Source organism: Methylobacterium segetis (genome assembly GCF_004348265.1).
Taxonomy (GTDB): domain Bacteria; phylum Pseudomonadota; class Alphaproteobacteria; order Rhizobiales; family Beijerinckiaceae; genus Methylobacterium; species Methylobacterium segetis.
Window position 1 is genome coordinate 61,785 of sequence record NZ_SMNT01000008.1, and the last position, 19,642, is coordinate 81,426.

Below are 19,642 nucleotides of genomic sequence, written 5' to 3' on the forward strand. Positions count from 1 at the left end.
GCTCCCCGCTCCCTCGACGCTTCACTTGCCCGAGAGCAGCGGCGACCAGGTCGGGTCGGAGGCGTAGGAGGGCGTCGGCACGGGCTGCTCCACGCGGCCGGTGATATCGACCATGTAGAGCTTGCCGCCGCCCTGGCCGCCCGGATCGCGGAAGAACAATACGTACTGGCCGTTCGGTGCGAAGGTCGGCCCCTCGTTGTGGAAGCCTTCCGTCAGCACCCGCTCGCCCGAGCCGTCGGGCTTCATCACGCAGATCGCGAAGCCGCCCTTGCGCTGGCGGGTGAAGGCGATGAGGTCGCCCCGCGGCGACCAGGCCGGCTGGGAAGCCGAGCCCTCGCCGAAGGAGATGCGGGGGGGGTTTCCGCCGTCCGCGCCCATCACGTAGATCTGCTGCGAGCCGCCGCGGTCGGATTCGAACACGATCTGGCTGCCGTCCGGCGAGTAGGTCGGCGAGGTGTCGATGGCCATGCCCTGGGTGATCGGGCGCTGCGCCTTCGAGGCGAGGTCCATGGTCACGATGTCGGCGTTGCCGCCCTGCTGGACGCTGAGCACGAGGCGGCGCCCGTCCGGCGAGAAGCGCGGGCTCGCGCTCATCGAGTCGAAATTGCCGACCGCCTGCCGCGTGCCCGTCTCCAGGTTGATGACCTGGATGCGCGGCTGGTGGCCGGTCTGCTGCGTCATGAAGGCGATGTCCTGCGTCGCCGGCGAGTAGCGCGGCGCCACGATCGAGGTCTCGCCGGTGGTGAGCGCGCGCACGTTCGCCCCGTCCTGGTCCATCACCATCAGGCGCTTGCGGCGGTTCTCCTTCGGCCCCGACTCGTCCACGAAGGCGATGCGGCTGTCGAAGAAGGGGCCCAGCCCCGTGATCTTGGTGTAGACCGCGTCCGAGACGAGGTGGCCGGTCCGCCGGGCATTGGCCGGGTCGGTGGCGTATTGCTGGCCCGTCATCTGCTGGCCGGACGTCACGTCCCAGAGCCGGAACTCGACCTTGAGGCGGCCGCCCCCGTCGCGGGAGACGCGCCCCGTCACGAGGCCTTGGATGCCGGTGGCCCGCCACTTCTCGAAGCTCGGGGCCGCGTCGAAGGACGGGACTTCGGGGAAGCGCGCCTTCTCCAGCGGCGCGAAATAGCCCGAGCGCCGCAGGTTGTTCGTCACCACGCTCGAGACGAGGCTGCCGAGGCTCGGATCGCCGGAGAAGTCCGTCACCGCGATCGGCATCGGCTGGAAGGCGCCGCCGCCGATGCGCAGCTGCAGCTGGGCCAGAGCGGGCGAGAGGCCGCCGAACAGGGCGAGCGCGAGGGCGGCGAGCAGCGTGGCGACGGTGCGGCGCCGCGGCGTCGGGCGATGAGGCATGGGGCTTCGCTTTTTTTCGGGAACGTCTGAGCTGTCTGGGAGGGGTTAGGCGGCGGCGTCAGGCCGCCGAGAACTCGAACTCCGCGTTGATGGCTTTCCAGTCGTGGTAGTACGGCGCGTACTGGGCCGGGATCTTGTAGGGCGCGCAGCGCCGAACGGCGCGGAGCGCGGCCTGGGCGATCGACTGGTCGACGGCGCTGGCACCGCCGCGCATGATCCGGGGCTCGGCGGCGAGCGAGCCGTTCTGGTTCAGGCGGATGTCGAGCATCGGCAGGACGACGCCCTGGGCGGCACCCGGCGGGGCCGAGTAGCACCGCTCGATCTGCTGCTGCAGCATGCCCACGAGGGCGTCGCGGAGCGAGGGCGACAGGCGCTGCGCCGTGCCGGTCGCGGCGCCGAGCGAGGCCGTGCGCTGCACCTCGTGCCCCGTCGCGCCGGTCGATTGCGAGGGCACCTTCGAGGCGAGCATCTGCCGGATGTCGCCCGCGTTGAACTTGTCGGCGAGCTCGGCCTGCTTCTTGGCCTTGGCGTCCGCATCGGCCTTGGCCTTCGCGTCGGCCACGGCCTTGGCTTTCGCCTTGGCGGCGGCCTCGGCCTTGGCGGCTTCCGCCTTGGCTTTCGCCTCGGCCTCCGCTTCGGCCTTCGCCTCGGCGATCTCCTTCTGGCGTTCGGCCTCGGCCTTGGCGGCTTCCGCTTTGGCTTTCGCCTCGGCCTCCGCCTTCGCCTTGGCCTCGGCTTTCTTCGCCTCCGCGACGGCCTTCGCCTCGGCGTCCGCCTTGGCCTTGGCTTTCGCCTCGGCCTTCGCCTTGGCCTCGGCGGCAGCGGCCTCCGCTTCCTGGCGCTCGATCAGCTTGTCGAGCTGCTCGCGGCGCTCGGTCTCGGCCTTCTCCTGCGCCGCCTTCGCTTCGGCTTTGGCCTTGGCCTCCGCCTTGGCCTCGGCCTTCTTCGCCTCTGCGGCGGCCTTCGCCTCGGCGGCGGCCTTGGCATCCGCCGCGGCCTTCTCCTGGGCGGCCTTCTCGGCCTTTTCCTGCGCCGCCTTCTCGGATTTCTCCTTCGCGGCCTTGGCGGCCTTCGCGACCTCCTGCGGGTCGGGCTCGTCGATGCGCAGCGGCACCTCGTCGACGCTCGCGACCTTCATGTCGGCGGTGCGGGTCGGGGCGGCCGGGGCGTCGACCTTGGCGTTCTCGGGCTCGCGCTCCTCGAAGGTCTCGGCCTTGCGGTCGGCCCGGGGCTTGGCGTCCGAGAGAGGCTTCTCGGCGTTGCGCTCGCCCTTCGTGATCTCGGAGAACTGGTTCTCGGTGATGACCTCGACGGGCACGCCCTCCTGCGCCTCGGGCAGAGCCTCGGCGGAGATGCCGACGAGGGCGAGCGTCAGCAGCGCCACGTGCACGCCGGCCGAGAGCCAGAACCCGGGTTCGCTGCGGTCGAAGGTGAGCGCCACGGCGGTCGATCCGCTACTTCTGCTCGGGCTCGGTGACGAGGGCGACCTTCTTGAAGCCGCCGCCGGTCACGATCGCCATCACCTGGGCCACACGGCCGTAATCGACCCGCTTGTCGCCGCGCACGAAGACCCGCTCGTCGAAGCCGGATTTCGAGACCTCGCTCAGCTTGGGCACGATGGCTTCGTCGGTCAGCTCATCCTCGCCGAGGAAGATCTGACCGCTCTGGCGGATCGACAGGGTGACGGGCTTGGTGTCGGAGTTGAGCGGGCTCGCCTTCGATTGCGGCAGGTCGAGGGGCACGCCGACCGTCATCATGGGGGCGGCGACCATGAACACGATCAGCAGCACCAGCACGACGTCGATGAACGGCGTCATGTTGATCTCGTTGATGGCGGCCGTGCGCCGGCCGCGCCGCCGCCGCTTGCCGCCCTGTGCCGCTCCGTGGGCCATGCCCATGCTGCTCGTCCTCGGATGTCGGGGGTATCAGGCGGCGAGCGAGAGGCGCTCGTCGATCTGGCGGGACAGGATTGCCGAGAACTCGTCGGCGAAGCCCTCGAGCCGCGACTGCGACTTCGCCACGCTCGCCTGCAGCTTGTTGTAGGCGAGCACGGCGGGGATCGCCGCGAACAGGCCGATCGCGGTGGCGAACAGGGCCTCGGCGATGCCGGGCGCCACGACCGCGAGCGAGGTGTTCTTCGAGGCCGCGATCGAGGTGAAGGCGGTCATGATGCCCCAGACCGTGCCGAACAGGCCGATATAGGGGCCGGCCGAGCCGATCGAGGCGAGGAAGAGGAGGCGCGATTCCAGGCGCTCGACCTCCCGCTGGATGGTGACGTCGAGCACCTTGTCGATGCGCTGGTTGAGCGACTGGATCTGCCGGCCGGAGCCCTCGAAGGAGCGCTTCCACTCGCGCATCGCGGCGACGAAGAGGGCGGCGAGCCCCGTGGCCGGGCGGTCGTTGAAGGAGCGGTAGAGCTCTTCGAGCGAGCGGCCCGACCAGAACGCGTCCTCGAACGCGTCCATCTCCTCCTTGGTGCGGCGGACCAGCAGCGTCTTGTCGACGATGATCGCCCAGCACCAGACCGAGGCGCCGAGGAGCCCCAGCATCACCAGCTTGACCACGAAGTGGGCCTGCAGGAACAGGCCGAGCAGCGTCATGTCGGCGACGGGGGCCTGCGCCGCCTGCATGGCATCGGCTGGGTTCATGGCAAGTTCCTCAAATCCCCGGGCCACCGAGGCGCGGGCGCAGCCCGCCCGCCCCAGCTCAGATCCACGAGCGATATCAACGGGAATCGGCGTCGAATCTGTCGAAAGTAAGGGCCAGGCTTGGGCCGCCCGCCCGAACACTTCGACCGGACGAGTTAAGGGGGCGGCAGGGTTAAGGAATGGTTGCCGGCCGCGCCTCAGGCCGGCGGCGCGAGGGCGCGCCGGAGGGAATCGGGCAGGCGGATCGCCCGGCCGGCGCGCACGCAGGCGACCACCACCTCGGCGCGCACCAGTGTCTCGTCGCCCCGGCGCACGGCCTGCGCGAGATGCATGGAGGCGCCGCGCAAGTCTCGGGTGGCGGTGAGCACCGTCAAGCCGTCGTCCATCCGGGCGGGCTTGAGGTAGTCGATCTCCATCCGCCGCACCACGAAGACCAGGCCGTCCGCATCGCGGTGCAGGTCCGATTGGTCGCCGGCAAGATTCCGCAGCAATTCCGTGCGCCCGCGCTCCATGAAGCGCAGGTAGCTCGCATGGTAGACGAAGCCCGAGAAGTCGGTGTCCTCGTAGTAGACGCGCACCGGCAGCGCGTGAGCGCCCTCGAAACTGAAATCGCTCACGCGGCCTCCACCGGAGCGATGCGCTCGATCGCGGCGAGTTCCTGCGCCATTCTCGCCTCCAAGATGCGCAGATCGTGGTCCCGCTGCAGATTGACCCAGAAGGTGGCCGAATTGCCGAAGAGACGGCCGAGCCTGAGGGCCATCGCCGGAGTGACCGGCTGCTTCTCGTCGAGAATATCGTAGAGGGTCTGGCGTGAGACCCCGAGGCGCCGGGCGATCTCCGCCTTGGTGAGGGCGAGCGCCGGCAGCGTCACTTCCCGCAGCCATTCGCCCGGATGCATCGGCGCGAGGCCCGTCAGCTGAGGATTCTCGGCCATCTCAGTGATAATCCTCAAGATCGACGTCGACGGCGTCCGAGCCCTCCCATCGGAAGGTGATCCGGAAATTGCCGCTCGCATCGACGGCGAAAGTCCCGCGCCGCTCGCCCTTGAGCTGGTGGAAGCGCAGACCGGGCTGGTTCATGTCGTCGGGCTCGCTCGCGCTGTCGAGGGCGAGGAGAATCTGTCGGACACGACGCACGTTCGGGACGCTCAATCCTTTCGGATCACCCTTCAGCGCGAAGTTGCGGAGCGCCTTGTTGCGGAAGGATCGGATCACCGATGTAAGGTAGCGCCCGACACATCGGCGTCAAGCGGGCCTCAATCCTCCCCACCATCCGCGAACAGACCGAACTGCGTGGCCGGGTCGCGGCGCGGCTCGGCGAAGCCCATGTGGCGGTAGGCGTGGGGGGTCAGCACGCGCCCGCGCGGCGTGCGCTGCACGAAGCCCTTCTGGATCAGGTAGGGCTCGATGATGTCCTCGATCGCGTCGCGGGGCTCCGAGAGGGCGGCCGCGATCGTCTCGATGCCGACCGGCCCGCCCCCGAAGGAATTGACGATCATCGTCAGATACTTGCGGTCCATCACGTCGAGCCCGACCGGGTCGACGTCGAGCATCTCGAGGGCGCGGTCCGCGATCGCGCGCGTCACGATCGGGGCGTCGTCCACGATCGCGAAATCGCGCACCCGGCGCAGCAGGCGGCCCGCGATGCGGGGCGTGCCGCGGGCGCGCTTGGCGATCTCGTTGGCGCCCTCCGGCGACATGCCGAGGCCGAGCACCCGGGCGCCGCGGCTGACGATCAGCTCCAGTTCGTCGATGTCGTAGAATTCGAGCCGGATCGGGATGCCGAACCGGTCGCGCAGGGGGGTCGTCAGCAGGCCGGCGCGGGTGGTGGCACCGACGAGGGTGAATTTCGGCAGCTCGATCTTCACGGAGCGCGCGGCCGGACCCTCGCCGATGATCAGGTCGAGCTGGTAATCCTCCATGGCTGGGTAGAGGATCTCCTCCACCGCCGGATTGAGGCGGTGGATCTCGTCGATGAAGAGCACGTCGCGCTCTTCGAGGTTCGTGAGCTGCGCGGCGAGGTCGCCCGCCTTGGCGATGACCGGACCCGAGGTCGAGCGGAAGTTCACGCCGAGTTCCCGCGCCACGATCTGCGCGAGCGTCGTCTTGCCGAGGCCGGGCGGGCCGACGAAGAGCACGTGGTCGAGGGCCTGGCCCGTCTTGCGGGCGGCCTCGATGAAGATCTGCATGTTGGCGCGCGCCGCCCGCTGACCCACGAACTCGGCGAGGCTCAGGGGTCGGATCGACTGGTCGACGTCGTCCGGGCGGGTCTCGGGATTGAGGAGCGACTTCGGGGCGGGCAGCTTGCTCAACGGGTCTCGCGGGTCGGGCTGATGGCGGGCGTCACGAGCGTGTTACCCGCTCCGGCGCCTCAAAACCACCGCGGCATCTCGGCCCGCATCCACCCGCCGCAGGCCCCGGAAACCCTGTTGGCCGAGGGGGGCCGGGGACTTGCAACGCCGAGCCGCGAACAGCATTAGTTTTCCGTAACGAGACAGGGTTATGAAAGTCATGCGTCCCATGGCGAGACTCGCCCTCGCCGGCGTCGCGCTCGCGGTCCTCGGCGCCGCGCCGGCGCAGGCCCAGATCGGTCCCGAGACCTCCGGCAGGACCTCGGCCGCGAACTCGCCCGCCGCCGTCGTCCAGACCGGCTCGCGCAAGCGCCTGAGCTGCTTCGTCTGCACCGCCGAGCCCGCGGAGGCGCCTCGCGGTGACGGCCGCCGCCCGCGCACCGCCGGTCAGTACTGAACCGTCGCGCGAAGGCCGAGCACCACGCTGTCGCGGATCCGCGCGCGGTCGGGCCGCAGCGGATTGCGGACGCCGCCCCCGGGCGCGGCGATGTAGTGCAGGCTGGGCTGGACGGTGAAGCCGGGGGCGACCACCGCCTGATAGGTCAGCTCCACGGCCGTCTCGCTGCGCCGGACCGGCAGGGGCATCCCCGAGAAGAGGGCGCGGTCCCAGTCGGAGAGGCGGGCGCGCCGGGCGATGCGGGTATGGGCGAGCCCGAGGCCGGCCACGTCGTCGGGCCGGCCCGGCAGCAGGCCCTTATAGACGAGGCCGGCATCCGCGTAGAGGCTGACGAGGCTCGCGGGCGAGGGCGAGGCGGCCACGCGCGCGAACAGGGCCGCGCGGCGGTCGCTCGCCTCGTCCTCCCGGAAGATCGTCTGGTCGATCAGCGCGTAGAGGCCGTCGTCGCCCCGTCGCCGGGCCGGCAGGCCGGAACTCCAGGGTGCTGCGAGCGGCACGCCGTCGCGGTCGATCCGGACATCGTCGAAGGCGCCGAAATGGTGGAAAAAGCCCACCTTCACGACGCCCGTCCGCTCCGGCCCCGGGCCGCCGAGGCTGTAGGATTTCGCGGCCTCGACGATCAGGAAAGGTGATCCGTGCAGGCTGAAATCCGTCCCGTCGGGGTTGCGGCGCTGCGGATCGAGCGCGAGGCGGTTCCCGCGTGCATGGGCCGGGTCGCCGTTGAACAGGCCGAGCATCAGGCTCGCCTTCGGCGCGGCCTCCCACCGGACCCGCAGGCCCGGGGTCGCGAGCGGCGCGGCCGGGCCGCCCGAGGGCAGGTTGGCCGCGGCGATCACGGGCCAGCCGAAGGTGCCGTTCGCGAACAGCGTCGCCGAGGGGCTGACCAGGAATTCCGCGTCCGCGGCGAGGTTGCCGGCCCGCAGGCTGAGCGTCCGGTCGAGGAAGGATTGCTCCAGCCAGAGCTCGTGCAGGCGCGTCGCCGGCAGCGCCTCGATCCCGCTGACGGGCGCGAGGCTCCCGACGCGGTAGCGCGTCGGCCCGGTGCCGTGGATCTGGTAGGCGTTGGCGTGGAAGCGCAGCCCCTGCCAGCCGATGAGCGTCTCGAGGTCGGCATCGAGCTGGACGTCGAGCCGGCCCTCGTAGACGGCACCCCGCCGCAGGCCGCCGCGCAGGGCTCCGACCGTCTCGCCGATAGAGGTGAGGCCGATCTCGACGCCCCGCTCCTTGAGGGCGGCGCGCCCGGCATTGAGGCCCGCGGCGAGGGCCGCCGGACCCGCCGCAGGATCGGCCGCCCGGGCGGGCGCGCCGAGGGGCAAGGCTGCGGCGAGAAGGATGCCGCACAGACGCGAACGCAACCGTCCGGCCATGAACGCAACTCGAACTCTGGGAACGCGGAGGACGGGAGCCCCCGGACGGGGCTCCCGAGGGCGGCGGCCGTCAGGCGGCGCGGATCGTGGCGAGGAAGCTCCTGACCTCGCGGTCGAGGGCGGCGGCCTGCCCGGTCAGGTCGGAGGCGGAGGCGAGGACCTGGGCGGCGGCCGCGCCGGTCTCGTCGGCCGCGCTCGCCACCCCGGCGATGTTGGCGGAGACCTCCCCGGTGCCGATGGCCGCCTGGCCGACGTTGCGCACGATCTCCCGCGTCGCCGCGCCCTGCTCCTCGACCGCCGCCGCGATGGCGGTGGCGACCGCGTTCATCTCGCGGATGCGGGCCGAGATGCCGCCGATCGCGCCGACCGCCTGCCCCGTCGCCGCCTGGATCGCGCCGATCTGGCGCTCGATCTCGCCGGTGGCCCGCGCCGTCTGGCCGGCGAGTTCCTTGACCTCGGTGGCCACCACCGCGAAGCCGCGCCCCGCCTCGCCGGCGCGCGCCGCCTCGATCGTGGCGTTGAGCGCCAGCAGGTTCGTCTGATCCGCGATCGTCGAGATCAGGGCCACGACCTCCCCGATGCGGGCAGCGGTCTCGGCGAGGTTCCGCACGAGCGTGTTCGTTGCGTCCGCCTCCGTGACGGCGGAGGCGGCGAGTTGCGACGAGCCGTCGACCTGCCGGCCGATCTCCGCCACCGACGCGCCGAGCTCCTCGGCGGCCGCCGCGACGGTAGCGACGTTCGATCCGGCCTGCTCCGCCGCGGCGGCGACCGTCGCGGATTGGGCGGCCGTCTCGCTCGCCGCGCCCGTCATGCCCGTCGCGGTGCGTTGCAGCTGGCCCGCCGAGCCGGAGACCGTGCCGACGATCCCGCCGACGGCCTGCTCGAACCGGTCGGCGAGGTCGCGCATCACCGCCCTGCGCTGCGTCTCGGCATCGGCGCGGGCGTGCGCCGTCTCCTCTTCGAGCTGACGGGTGCGGATCAGGTTGTCCTTGAACACCTGAACGGCCGCGGCCATCGCTCCGATCTCGTCCCGGCGACGCGCGCCGGGGATCGCCCCTCCCGTGTCCCCCTCCGCGAGGACGCGCATGGCGTCCGTGATGCTGGTGATCGGCCGGGCGATCCAGAAGAAGCACAGGGCGGCGGCACCGAGGGCGAGCCCGCTCGCCAGGATCAGGCTCGCGAGGCTCACGCGCCCGGAGCGCATCGCGCTCGCGACGCCGCCCTCCGCTTCCTGCGCTGCCCCCCGGCGGTTGATCTCGACGAGCTTGTCGAGGAGATCGCCGGACGTGTCGTAGGCCTTGCGCGCCTCGGGATCGACGAGGAGGCCCAGGGCTCGGGCGGAATCCCCGCGCTCGGCGGCCGCCCGGATCGGCGCCGTGACGGCGACGTAATGCGCCCAGAGCGTCGAGAAGGTCTCGTAGGTCGCCCGCTCCTCCGGCGAGGCGATCATCGGTTCGTAGGTCTTGCGCGCGTCGGCCAGGAGGGTGACCTGCCGGCCCAGGAGATCGACCGCCTCCGCGAGCGAGCCGGCCCCGGCCTCGAGCGTCGCCAGACGGTATTGCCGCAGCCGGTAGTCCGACGTGATGGTGTTCATGCGGTGGACGATGTCGACCGAGGGCAGCCAGTTCGTCGCGATCTCATCGAGGTGGCCGCGCATCTTCGCGGTCTCCTGAACGGTGAACAGGCCCTGCGCCGCCGCCATCAGGGCCATCACTCCGAAGAGCGACATCAATACTGATTTGATCGACAATCTCATCGCTTTACCCAATCAATAATCAAGAATAAATAGCTATTTTCTCCTCGTAATGTAGATGTTTTGGATTAATTGCGCATTTCGAAACAGTGAAGACGCGCCGTTTGACGAAGAGCATTTCGCGCCAAAAAAAACGCCGCCCGGATTCAACCCGGACGGCGTCACATGTTTTTGCTCACGATGGTCCGAGCAGGCCCGGCCCGGCGCGCGGTGCGCCGTCCGGAGCGTGCGGGGCTAGTCGACCTCGGGCTCGATCTTGTCGAGGCCGCCGATATGGCGCTGCGCGTAGAGCGGCAGGCCGATCTGCTTGATCAGTTCGAGCTGCGTCTCGAGGAAGTCGATATGGCCCTCCTCGTCGGTGGCGAGATCCTCGAACAGGATCTTCGAGACCCGATCGTTGATCGAGTCGCAGTACTTCGCCGCCTCCAGGTAGAGCGACCGCGCCTCGTTCTCCGCGGCGAGGTCGCACTCGATGATCTCCTGGACGTTCTGCCCGATCCGCAGCGGGTCGAGTTCCTGGAGATTGGGGAAGCCTTCGAGGAAGAGGATGCGGTCGACGAAGCGATCCGCGTGATTCATCTCCTCGATCGATTCCTTGCGCCAGTACTTGGCCAGCTCGACATAGCCCCAATCGTTGAGCATGCGAAAATGGAGCCAGTACTGGCTAACCGCCGTCAGCTCGCTACGCAACCCGCGATTGAGGTACTCGATGACCTTAGCGTCGCCCTTCATCCGCCTGTCTCCCTGAGGCACTTGTCAGCCGGGAGGGGCGGTCCTGCGCGTGTCAGGCGGCGATCCCCTCCTCTGCTGTTTGGACCTTGACCAAAGAGCAGGCGCTTGCGCAAGCGGGCGAACAGGAATGTGCGGCCTCATCAAGGGCCTTCTGCATGATCGAGCGGATCGTGCGGGCGCAGCGCCCGCATTTCGGGCTGCATCCGAGGCAGGCATAGACCTGCGCGGGCGTCCGCGGGCAGCCCGGACCCGGGCCGAGGCAGGACCGCACGGCACCATCGGACAGGACGTTGCAGGAACAGACGATCATTCGGGACCGCGACTCGGGATGCGGAACGGGCCGCAAGGTGACGGACGGCCGTGCGGGCAGACCGCCCGACCGGTGGATCGGAAGGTGCCGCGAACCCGGGAAATCGAAAATCCGAGTTGCGGCACCGCTTTGACCGCTAGATTAGAACTGTTGAAATCTACAGCACTTTCAATGAGTTAGCCTGTTTCTCCCCACTTGGCAGCGCCGCTTGCCGCCGTCAAGCCCTGGCTCTCCACTCCCGCGTCGTCTGCGTCCGAATGTGGCAGCGCGGCCCCGCGGCTCAGGGCCGGCCCGCACCCTCGTAGCCGTCCCGTTCCCAATCTGGTATATGGAATGCCAATAAACGGAGGGCGCCCGCATGACCATCCTGTTCCACCATCCCGCCGCTCTCGAGCACCGGACGCCGCACGGCCACCCGGAGCGCCCCGAGCGGATGCGCGCGGTGCAGAAGGCGCTTGAGGCGGAGGCCTTCGCCGGGCTCGACCGTCGCGCGCCCGAGCCGGCCTCCCTCGGCACGGTGGCCCTCGCCCATCCCGAGGCCTGGGTGCAGGCGATCGTGGCGGCGGCGCCGATTGAGGGGCTCGTCAGCATCGATTCCGACACCGTCCTGTCGCCGGGCACGATGGAGTGCGTGCTGCGGGGCGTGGGTGCGGGTGTGCAGGGCGTCGACGCGGTGATGACGGGGGCGGCCAAGAACGTCTTCTCGGCGATGCGCCCGCCCGGCCACCATGCGGAGAAGACCCGGGCCATGGGGTTCTGCGTCTTCAACAACGCGGCGATCGCGGCGCGCCACGCGCGCAGCGCGCACGGGGCCGAGCGCGTCGCCATCGTCGACTGGGACGTCCACCACGGCAACGGCAGCCAGGACATCTTCTGGGACGATCCCTCGGTGCTGTTCTGTTCGAGCCACCAGATGCCGCTCTATCCCGGCAGCGGCGCCCTCTCCGAGGAGGGCGAGCACGGCACCATCGTGAACGCGCCGCTCCGCCCCGGCTCCGACGGCGAGACCTTCCGCGAGGCCTTCGAGAGCCGCATCCTGCCGCGCCTCAAGGCGTTCCGGCCGGACCTGATCATCGTCTCGGCGGGCTTCGACGCGCATTGGCGCGACCCGCTGGCGAACCTGATGCTGGAGGCGGACGATTTCGCCTGGGCGACCCGGCAGGTGCTGGAGGAGGCCGAGCGCTCGTGCCAGGGCCGCGTCGTCTCCCTGCTGGAGGGCGGCTACGACCTGACCGGGCTCGCCGATTCCGTCGCCGCGCACGTGCAGGTGCTGATGGAGGCCTGAGCCTCCCCACCCCCCCTCATTCCGCCGCCCGCGCCGCCGCCCGCGGGAGCGCGGCCAGCGGCGGCTCGGGCGGCTCGAATCCGAGCACCTGGTCGGCATGCGCGATCGTGGCGGGGCGATGGGCGACGATGACCCGCGTCATGGCGAGGTCGCGCAACGCCGCGGCGATCGCGGCCTCCGTCGGCTCGTCGAGATGGCTCGTCGCCTCGTCCAGGAACAGGATGTCGGGGCGCCGGTAGAGGGCGCGGGCGAGGATCACCCGCTGCTTCTGCCCGCCCGACAGCGTCGAGCCCATGTCGCCCACAAGCGTCTCGAAGCCCATCGGCGTGCGGCGGATGTCGGCGAGGATCGCGGCCCGGGCGGCGCATTCCTCGATCCAGCCCTGGTCCGGCCGCTCGTCGAAGCAGGAGATGTTCTCGGCGATCGAGCCGGCGAACAGGCCGTCGTTCTGCATCACGCCCGCAATCCGGCGGCGGTAGGCGGCGGGGCCGATCGTCCGGATGTCGCGCCCGTCGACCGCGACGCTGCCCTCGGTCGCCACGAGCAGACCCATCATGATCTTCATCATGGTGGTCTTGCCGCAGCCGGAGGGGCCGGTGATGGCAAAGCTCGATCCCGCCGGCACCTCGAAGCCGAGGCCGCGGAAGATCCAGGGCTCGTCGGCGCCGTAGCGGAGCGCGAGGCCGCGCACGGCGATGGCGCCCGCCCGCGATCCGCCGAGGGCGGGGGCGGCCACCTCCGGTGCGGCCGCGCCGGGCTGCTCCTCGGGCTCGGCGAGCACGATGTCGGAGAGCCGGTCCGTCTGCACGTCGAGCATGCGCAGCTTGAAGCCCGACTCGATGAGGTTGCCGACCCGCTGCGAGAACTGGTCCCGGTAGGTCAGGAAGGCGACGAGCATGCCGAGCGTCATCGACTGCTCGATCACGGCCCGGGCGCCGAGCACCAGCAGGATCAGCCGGTCGGCGCCGAAGAGCAGCTCGTTCGCTCGGCCGAAGACGAGGTCGAGGCGCTGCAGGCGCAGCCTTGCGTTCAGCGCCGTGACGAACTGGTTCATCCAGGTGCCGCGGCGGCGCTCGCGCAGGCCGAGCAGCTTCACGCTCGCCATGCCCCGCACCGTCTCGATGAAGTGCGTCTGCTGGCGCGCCTCGGCGACGATCGCCTCCTCGGTGCCCTCCCGGTAGGCGGCGAAGGCCGCCGCCCTGAGCGCCGTCGTCAGCGCCGTCGAGACGAGGGCGACGAGGGCGAGCCAGCCCCCGTAGACGACGAGCATGATCAGCATGCCGATCGACATGATCCCGTCGAGCACCGCCTGGACGAGGTCGGTGGTGAGCCCCTTCTGGATCGACGCGAGAGAGCCGAAGCGGGAGATCACGTCGCCCACGTGCCGCTTCTCGAAATAGTCGAGGGGCAGGCGCGAGAGGTGGTCGAACAGGCTGCCCGACCATTGGTAGTTCAGCGTCGAGCCCGCCAGCATGATCGCCCAGGTGCGGGCGACCGCCAGCGCCAGCTGGACGAGGAGCAGGAGCACGACGCCGATCGCGACCACGAGCAGGAGGTCGAGATCGGCGTTCACGATCACCTCGTCGATCACGATCTGCGAGGCGATCGGCATCAGGATCGCGACGAGCTCGATCCCGAGCGACAGGGCGAGGATCCGCGCGAGCGCCCCGCGCACGCCGCCGATGCTGCGGAACAGGTCCGCGAGGCGGAAGGCCGGCGGCGGCTCGGCGCGCACGAACCCCTGCGCCGGGCTCGCCTCGAGGGCGACGCCCGTGAACTCGCGCGAGGCCTCCGCCAGGGTCAGGCTGCGGCGCCCGCGGGCGGGATCGTGCACGACGATGCCCCTGCCCCGCACCTCAGCCAGGACCACGAAATGGTTGAGGCCCCAGTGCAGGATGCAGGGTAGCTTGAGGCGCCCGAGATCGGCGAGCTCGACGCGCAGGGCCCGCGTCGAGAGCCCCATCGTGCCGGCGAGGTCGATGAGGTTGCGCAGGGTCATGCCCTTGAGCGAGAGGGCGTGGCGGCGGCGCAGCGCCCCGAGATCGATCGCGTGCCCGTGGTGGCCGAGCACCATGGCGAGGCAGGCCATGCCGCACTCGGCCGCCTCCGCCTGCAGGACCACGGGCAGGCGCCGGCCGAAGCCGAACTGGAGGGCGTCGCGCAGGGCCACGCCTCAGCCGCCCTCGGTGACGAGATCGACGCTGCGCTTGACCCGGTAGAGCGGGTCGAGGAGCCAGCGGTAGAGCGGGCGCTTCTCGAGCGCGATGTCCGCCTCGACGCGCATCCCCGCCTCGAGCCGCCGCCGCTCGCCATAGGCCATCACGCCGTCCTCCTCGGGCCGCACCACCACCCGGTAGATGCCGCCCGCCTTCCGCACGCCCGAGGTCTCGGGCACGTCGCCCCCTTCGAGGGGGGCGCGGGTCACCTCCGTCACCACGCCGCGGTAGAGGCCGAAGCGCTGGAACGGGAAGGCGGCGTAGCGCAGCATCACCGCCGCGCCCGTCTCGATGAAGCCGATCGAGGCGGAATCGACGTAGAGGTTCGCCTGCAGCCGCCCCTCGCTCGGCAGGAGGGTGAGCAGCGTGGCGCCCGCGCCGACGCTCTGGCCGGCCTGGGCGCGGATCGAGGTGAGGATCCCGGCCTCGGGCGCCCGCACCTCGATCGCCCGGCGCGCCTCGCTCTCGGCCCGCTGCTGCTCCAGCTGGGCCGCGCTGCGGTCCATGTCGGCGAGGTCGCGGGCGAGGCGGTCGTCGAAGGTGGCGCGCTGGGACCTGAGGTCGGCGATCCGGCCGGTGAGCTGCAGGCTCGTCTGCCTGAACTGGGCGAGCTGCGTGCTCGCCTGCATGTAGAGGTAGTTCTGGCTCTGCAGGTCGGCGGCGCGGGCGAGCCCGTTCGTGACCGCCTTGGCGAGAACGTCGACGCGCTCGCGCAGCGGCTGGACGAGCTTCTCCTGCAGGTCGATCTGCTCGGAGAGCTGGCGCGCCTGCGCCTCCAGGTTCTCGATCTGCTCGGAGAGCGCGCGCTTCTCGGTCTCGGCGGTGGAGGCGCGCAAGGAGCGCTGCTTCTCGACGCTCTCCTTCTGGCGGCCGAGCTCGTCGATGACCCGGGTCTGGGTCGGGCCGCGCGCGGAGACCGCGTCGAGATCGATCGTGTAGAGGAGCTGGCCCCGCTCGACCCGGCCGCCCTCGCGGCCGCCCGCTGCGCTGACCCGGCCCGCGACGGGGCTCGTCAGCGTGATCAGGCCGACATTCGGCGTGAGCAGGCCCTGCGCGTGGACGCGGCGGGTGTAGGTGCCGAGCGCGGCGTAGGCGAGCGCAGCGAGGACGAGGGCGAGGCAGATCCCGGTCGCGAGGCGCAGGGGCAGCGGCTGGACGAGCTGGGCTTCGCCGAGCCAGGCATCGCGCCGGGCCGCGGCGACCTCGCGGCGAAAGAGCGGCGACGTCATCGGCGCCCTTTTGGCCGGACCGCACCGGAGAGATCAAGGGGGTTTCGTCCGCACCGTACCGATCCCGCCGCGGATGGCGGCGGGCCGGAATGCTGCAGTGCACCATGCCGCGCCGAGGAGCAGGAACCGGCCGGGCGCAGCCGCTCTCGGTACGGAACGGGACAAAATTCCCGGCTTCCAGGCATTTGCGGGCGATGCCTGAGCCGATGCGTGACCGTTTGAACGCTCGCCCGCCGCACCGCGCGGTCGCCTCTGCGTCATCCGACCGCGGCCAGCGGAATTTCGGCCGCCCTCCCCGAGCCTTGCCGGAAATCGGACGACAATGCGGCCGCGCCACGAAGTCGCCACAGAGCGGGCGGCCGGGCCGCGCACCGCCTCGGAAAGCAGCGTTTCGCGAGTGGGATAGCGCGGCCCTGCCGGGGATCGGCCGGTGCCGGAATTTTGGATGCCACTTCGTCGATGTTGCTCTGCACAATCGAGCCGGGTTGATGATCAACGCCAGTCATGCTCCCCTACTTGAGGAGGCGTTGCTTAGAGCGCTTCTCTGGAGGCTAGGAGATGTTCTAGCCAATAGCCTGTAATCTAGGAGAACATTTATGTCGCAGAACTTCGATACCATCCGTGAGCTCGACGCCGCGGAGCTGGATGAGGTCGGCGGTGGTCTGGACGTCGGCCTCGGCGTGGGCCTGCACGTCGATGCCAGCCAGGAACTCGGCGCGGTCTCGGGTGTGGTCGATCAGGTCGGCGGCTTGGCGGGCGGACTTCTCGGCACGGTCGGCGGGCTGCTCGGCGGCGTCACCGGCAGCGTCGGCATCAACAAGTAGGCGAACGCGGCCTCGGGCGGCGGGGGAAACCCCGCCGCACCGTCGCGGCCCCACGATCTCCGGAACGGGACGGTCACGGCCCCGTTACTCAAGCCTCCTCGGCACCGGCTCGGAGGCTGCCCGTGTTCCACGCCGACATCCCGAAGCTCGAATGGCTGGCCCGGTTCGGCTACGGCGCCCGCGGCATCGTCTACTGCCTCGTCGGCGGCCTCGCGGCGCTCGCCGCAATCGGCTCGGGCGGCCAGACGGGCGGCAGCCGCAGCGCCCTGCGCAGCCTGCTCGCGCAGCCCTTCGGGCAGGCGTGGCTCGGCCTCGTGGCGGCGGGCCTTGCCGGCTTCGCGATCTGGCGGATCGTCGAGGCGGCGACCGATGCGGACCGGCACGGCGGGTCGGCCAAGGGCCTCGCGATCCGCGCGGGCCACGTGATCAGCGGCGTCGTCTACGGGGGGCTCGCGCTCTCGGCCGCGCGGCTGGCGCTCGGGACCGGCGGCGGTGGCGGCGACCGGGCGACCCAGGACTGGACCGCGTGGCTCCTCGCCAAGCCCTTCGGGCAGGTGCTCGCCGGCCTCGTCGGAGCGGTCGTGATCGGGGTCGGGCTCGCCTACCTGCGCAAGGGCTGGAAGGGGGACGTGCTCCGCCGCCTCGTCCTGCCCCGGGAGGTCCATCGCTGGGCCGTGCCGATCGGGCGCCTGGGCTTTGCCGCGCGCGGCCTCGTCTTCGCGCTGATCGGCGCCTTCCTCATCCTCGCCGCCGTCCACAGCCGCTCGTCGGAGGCCAAGGGTCTCGGCGAGGCGTTGCAGTTCCTGGGCCGCCAGCCCTTCGGCTGGGTGCTGCTCGCGGTGACCGCCGCGGGCCTGTTCGCCTTCGGCGTGTTCGGCCTCGTCCAGGCCCGCTACCGGCACATCGACGCGCCGGACGCCGCCGACGCCAAGGCGGCCCTGCGCAGCGCCGCCGCCTCGCTGCCGGGGCGCTGAGGGAAGCGGGTCCGAATCGACGGTGCACAAGGGTGGCGCGGCCGGGCGCGGGACTTTGCGGAACCTCGCCGCCGTGCTCCTCTCCCTTGACCAAAACGGTCGAGAGGAGACGATCATGCGCGCCATGTCCGTTGCTATCCTGGTTCTGGCCCTGGCCGCGCCCGCGATGGCGGCCGAGAGCAGCTGCAAGGCCCGGGCGACCGAGAAGAAGCTCGCCGGCGCCGCGCTCACGAGCTTCATGAAGAAGTGCGAGAGCGACGCGCAGACGACCTGCGACACGGCCGCCGGCGACAAGAAGCTCGCGGGCGCCGCCAAGTCGAGCTTCACGAAGAAGTGCGTCACCGACGCGGTCGGGACCTGAGCGGGGGGCGGCTACCCGTCCGTGATCACCCGGTCGAGGGCGATGTCGTGCGGCTGCGGGCGGATCGTCTCGAGCCGCCCGATGGCGAAGCCGACGCCGATCGTCCGCGGCCGGGGCGTCATCGCGGCGATGGTCCGGTCGTAGAAGCCGCCGCCATAGCCGAGGCGGTAGCCGTGGCCGTCGAAGCCGACGAGGGGCACGACGAGGAGCTCGGGCTGGACGGGATCGCCCGCCTCCGGGGTCGGGATGTTCCAGATGCCCTGGGTCATCAGGCTGCCCGGCGTCCATTCCCGGAAGGCCAGCGGCTCGCCCTTGGCCACGATCACGGGCAGCGCGAGGCGGGCGCCCTGCTCGCGCAGGGCGGCCATCACCCCGCGCGGGTCGTACTCGCCCCGGAAGGGCCAGTAGAAACCGATCAGCCCGCGCCCGGTCGCCTGCACCGCCTGGGCGAGGGCGAGGTCGATCCGGCGGCTCGCCGAAAGACGCGTCTCGGCCTCCAGCGCGATCCGCTGCGCGATCAGCGCGGAGCGCGTCTCCTTGCGCCACGCGCGGACCGTCGGCCAGTCGGCCTCCGCGCCGGGCGCCGGGGGTGCCTCGGCCGGGGCCTCGAGGCCGGGCCTGGAATCCTCGGACAATTCACCCATCACGCCACTCCCATCCGCCAATCGGCCCTTCGGTACGGCCCGCCGGGGGCCGGGTTCGCTGCGCCCGTCACTGGCCGCCGAAGGCCCGCAGCGGGCGGCCGGCCTCCGACCGGTGGGCCATCGCGACGGTGCCGGCGGCCGCATCGATCGCCGCGAGTCGGGGACCCACCGCGGCGTGGAGGGACATCTCGCTGCGGTCGAGGACGAGGTTCACCCGCTCGCACCACTCGGCTCCGGGCACGTGGGACGCCTCGGCCTCGCGGACGGCCTCGGCCAGCACCAGCCGCATCTCGGCGAGGAGTTGCGGCGTGAGGGGCGGCCGCGTCTTGGCGGCGTAGGCCTCGGCGATGATCGCGGCCCATTCGTCCGCCGACCGTGTCCGTTGCGCGCTCATGGCGGGCCACCTCGCTGGCGTCAGTCGGGCGCGACGCTCGGCTCCGGCCCGCAGGACGGGCCGGGCCGCGACGGTAGCATGTCCGCGATGCGGGCAAAGCGGGAATCTGCGGGCCGCCTCGCCTCGGCCTTCCCTTTGCCGCGAGCCCTGTCGGCGAGCGTACGCAGCGTGGAACCGTGTGGACCCGCGGGAAGTCGTCTTCCGCCTCCTACGGAAACGGGGCAGTTTGTTCGGGCTCCGTCGGGAGGACGCACGGCATGAGGCGGCACAGAACCGGCCCGCGACGGTCGATCCTCGCCCTGGCGCTCTGGGCGGGCACCCTCGCCGCCCCGGCACGGGCCGAGATCCGCGTGCTGGCGGCCAAGATCACGGGCGGCGAGCTCTGGGTGCTCGGCTCGGTCGATCCGGTCGAGGCCGAGATCACCCTCGACGAGCGCTTCTCCGCCCGCACCGACCGGAGCGGCAATTTCGAGTTTCGCCTCGCCTATCACCCGGCGACCTGCATCGTGACCCTGCGGGCGCGAAACCAGGAGCGCGCCGCGGTGGTGGGCGAGTGCGGTCAGCAGGGCCCCGCCGGGCCGAGCGGCACGGCCGGGCCGCCGGGCAGCGCCGGGCTGACCGGTCCCGCCGGGCCACCCGGACCGACAGGATCGCCGGGTCCCGCCGGTCAGCAGGCCGCCCGGACGGAGGCCGCGGGGCCGCCCGGACCCCCTGGGCCACCCGGACCTGCGGGGCCACCCGGACCTGCGGGGCCGCCCGGGCCTGCCGGCGCGCAAGGTCTCCCAGGGCCTGCGGGGGCTGCCGG

The 19,642-nt window shown here is 71.2% G+C and carries 21 protein-coding genes and 1 pseudogene; 6 read left to right on the forward strand and 16 right to left on the reverse strand.

The features are described 5' to 3' along the window. Window positions 1-21 precede the first annotated feature (21 nt). From tolB to ruvB, 8 genes are all read right to left on the reverse strand, one after another. Complete coding sequence (gene tolB / locus E1J50_RS03725; RefSeq protein ID WP_132250532.1) at window positions 22-1,353, reverse strand: Tol-Pal system beta propeller repeat protein TolB; 1,332 nt, start codon at window positions 1,351-1,353, stop codon at window positions 22-24. A 58-nt stretch (window positions 1,354-1,411) separates the two neighbouring features. Then, window positions 1,412-2,794 (reverse strand): cell envelope integrity protein TolA, encoded by a 1,383-nt coding sequence (gene tolA, locus E1J50_RS03730; protein ID WP_132250534.1) that lies wholly within the window; start codon window positions 2,792-2,794, stop codon window positions 1,412-1,414. A 13-nt stretch (window positions 2,795-2,807) separates the two neighbouring features. Further along, window positions 2,808-3,251, reverse strand: a complete 444-nt coding sequence (locus E1J50_RS03735; RefSeq protein ID WP_132250536.1) for an ExbD/TolR family protein — start codon at window positions 3,249-3,251, stop codon at window positions 2,808-2,810. A gap of 27 nt (window positions 3,252-3,278) precedes the next feature. After that, window positions 3,279-4,001, reverse strand: a complete 723-nt coding sequence (tolQ, locus tag E1J50_RS03740; protein ID WP_132250538.1) for a protein TolQ — start codon at window positions 3,999-4,001, stop codon at window positions 3,279-3,281. Window positions 4,002-4,198: 197 nt separating this feature from the next. Continuing rightward, window positions 4,199-4,618, reverse strand: coding sequence for a tol-pal system-associated acyl-CoA thioesterase (gene ybgC / locus E1J50_RS03745; RefSeq protein WP_132250540.1), 420 nt, complete (start codon window positions 4,616-4,618; stop codon window positions 4,199-4,201). Next, the gene (locus E1J50_RS03750) at window positions 4,615-4,935 is read right to left on the reverse strand and encodes a HigA family addiction module antitoxin (RefSeq protein WP_132250542.1); all 321 of its coding nucleotides are present in this window, start codon (window positions 4,933-4,935) and stop codon (window positions 4,615-4,617) included. Before E1J50_RS03750 ends, ybgC begins: the two co-directional genes overlap by 4 nt. A 1-nt stretch (window position 4,936) precedes the next feature. Further along, a complete protein-coding gene (locus E1J50_RS03755; RefSeq protein WP_132250544.1) occupies window positions 4,937-5,215 on the reverse strand; it encodes a type II toxin-antitoxin system RelE/ParE family toxin in 279 nt (92 codons plus the stop codon). 41 nt (window positions 5,216-5,256) lie between these two features. Further along, window positions 5,257-6,312 carry a Holliday junction branch migration DNA helicase RuvB gene (ruvB, locus tag E1J50_RS03760; protein ID WP_425374905.1) on the reverse strand — a complete coding sequence of 352 codons (1,056 nt, stop codon included), beginning with the start codon at window positions 6,310-6,312 and terminating at the stop codon, window positions 5,257-5,259. Window positions 6,313-6,520: 208 nt separating this feature from the next. Here ruvB and E1J50_RS03765 point away from each other — a divergent pair, with 208 nt between their 5' ends. Then, a complete protein-coding gene (locus tag E1J50_RS03765; protein ID WP_132250546.1) occupies window positions 6,521-6,748 on the forward strand; it encodes a hypothetical protein in 228 nt (75 codons plus the stop codon). Here the strand turns inward: E1J50_RS03765 and E1J50_RS03770 are convergent. The 4 genes from E1J50_RS03770 to E1J50_RS27955 form a co-directional block, all read right to left on the reverse strand. Beyond that, the gene (locus tag E1J50_RS03770) at window positions 6,739-8,115 is read right to left on the reverse strand and encodes a carbohydrate porin (RefSeq protein WP_132250548.1); all 1,377 of its coding nucleotides are present in this window, start codon (window positions 8,113-8,115) and stop codon (window positions 6,739-6,741) included. The genes E1J50_RS03765 and E1J50_RS03770 overlap by 10 nt on opposite strands. A gap of 70 nt (window positions 8,116-8,185) precedes the next feature. After that, window positions 8,186-9,871 carry a methyl-accepting chemotaxis protein gene (locus tag E1J50_RS03775; protein ID WP_132250550.1) on the reverse strand — a complete coding sequence of 562 codons (1,686 nt, stop codon included), beginning with the start codon at window positions 9,869-9,871 and terminating at the stop codon, window positions 8,186-8,188. 231 nt (window positions 9,872-10,102) lie between these two features. Then, entirely contained in the window at window positions 10,103-10,600 is a 498-nt protein-coding gene (gene bfr, locus E1J50_RS03780) for a bacterioferritin (protein WP_132250552.1), read from the reverse strand. A 52-nt stretch (window positions 10,601-10,652) separates the two neighbouring features. After that, window positions 10,653-10,910 carry a (2Fe-2S)-binding protein gene (locus E1J50_RS27955; protein ID WP_132250554.1) on the reverse strand — a complete coding sequence of 86 codons (258 nt, stop codon included), beginning with the start codon at window positions 10,908-10,910 and terminating at the stop codon, window positions 10,653-10,655. 358 nt (window positions 10,911-11,268) lie between these two features. Here E1J50_RS27955 and E1J50_RS03790 point away from each other — a divergent pair, with 358 nt between their 5' ends. Further along, entirely contained in the window at window positions 11,269-12,195 is a 927-nt protein-coding gene (locus E1J50_RS03790) for a histone deacetylase family protein (protein ID WP_132250556.1), read from the forward strand. Between the two features lie 16 nt (window positions 12,196-12,211). On the opposite strand, the gene E1J50_RS03795 is transcribed toward E1J50_RS03790, so the two are convergent. Both E1J50_RS03795 and E1J50_RS03800 read right to left on the reverse strand, forming a co-directional pair. Next, a complete protein-coding gene (locus E1J50_RS03795; RefSeq protein WP_132250558.1) occupies window positions 12,212-14,365 on the reverse strand; it encodes a peptidase domain-containing ABC transporter in 2,154 nt (717 codons plus the stop codon). A gap of 3 nt (window positions 14,366-14,368) precedes the next feature. Further along, window positions 14,369-15,640 (reverse strand): HlyD family secretion protein, encoded by a 1,272-nt coding sequence (locus E1J50_RS03800; protein ID WP_132250560.1) that lies wholly within the window; start codon window positions 15,638-15,640, stop codon window positions 14,369-14,371. A 596-nt stretch (window positions 15,641-16,236) separates the two neighbouring features. Here E1J50_RS03800 and E1J50_RS03805 point away from each other — a divergent pair. The 3 genes from E1J50_RS03805 to E1J50_RS03815 all read left to right on the forward strand — a co-directional run bounded on the left by E1J50_RS03805 (window position 16,237) and on the right by E1J50_RS03815 (window position 17,799). Continuing rightward, window positions 16,237-16,464: a hypothetical protein gene (locus E1J50_RS03805; RefSeq protein ID WP_132250562.1), complete on the forward strand. Its 228-nt coding sequence runs from the start codon at window positions 16,237-16,239 to the stop codon at window positions 16,462-16,464. 122 nt (window positions 16,465-16,586) lie between these two features. Further along, on the forward strand, window positions 16,587-17,438 hold the full coding sequence (locus tag E1J50_RS03810) for a DUF1206 domain-containing protein (RefSeq protein WP_132250564.1): 852 nt from the start codon (window positions 16,587-16,589) through the stop codon (window positions 17,436-17,438). A gap of 124 nt (window positions 17,439-17,562) precedes the next feature. Then, entirely contained in the window at window positions 17,563-17,799 is a 237-nt protein-coding gene (locus E1J50_RS03815; protein ID WP_245516415.1) for a PsiF family protein, read from the forward strand. Window positions 17,800-17,810: 11 nt separating this feature from the next. On the opposite strand, the gene E1J50_RS03820 is transcribed toward E1J50_RS03815, so the two are convergent. Then, window positions 17,811-18,443, reverse strand: coding sequence for a 5-formyltetrahydrofolate cyclo-ligase (locus E1J50_RS03820; protein ID WP_132250566.1), 633 nt, complete (start codon window positions 18,441-18,443; stop codon window positions 17,811-17,813). A gap of 67 nt (window positions 18,444-18,510) precedes the next feature. Beyond that, complete coding sequence (locus E1J50_RS03825) at window positions 18,511-18,837, reverse strand: hypothetical protein (protein WP_132250568.1); 327 nt, start codon at window positions 18,835-18,837, stop codon at window positions 18,511-18,513. Between the two features lie 257 nt (window positions 18,838-19,094). On the opposite strand from E1J50_RS03825, the pseudogene E1J50_RS03830 reads away from it, so the two are divergent. Then, a pseudogene (locus E1J50_RS03830) lies at window positions 19,095-19,642 on the forward strand (hypothetical protein); the annotation flags it as partial.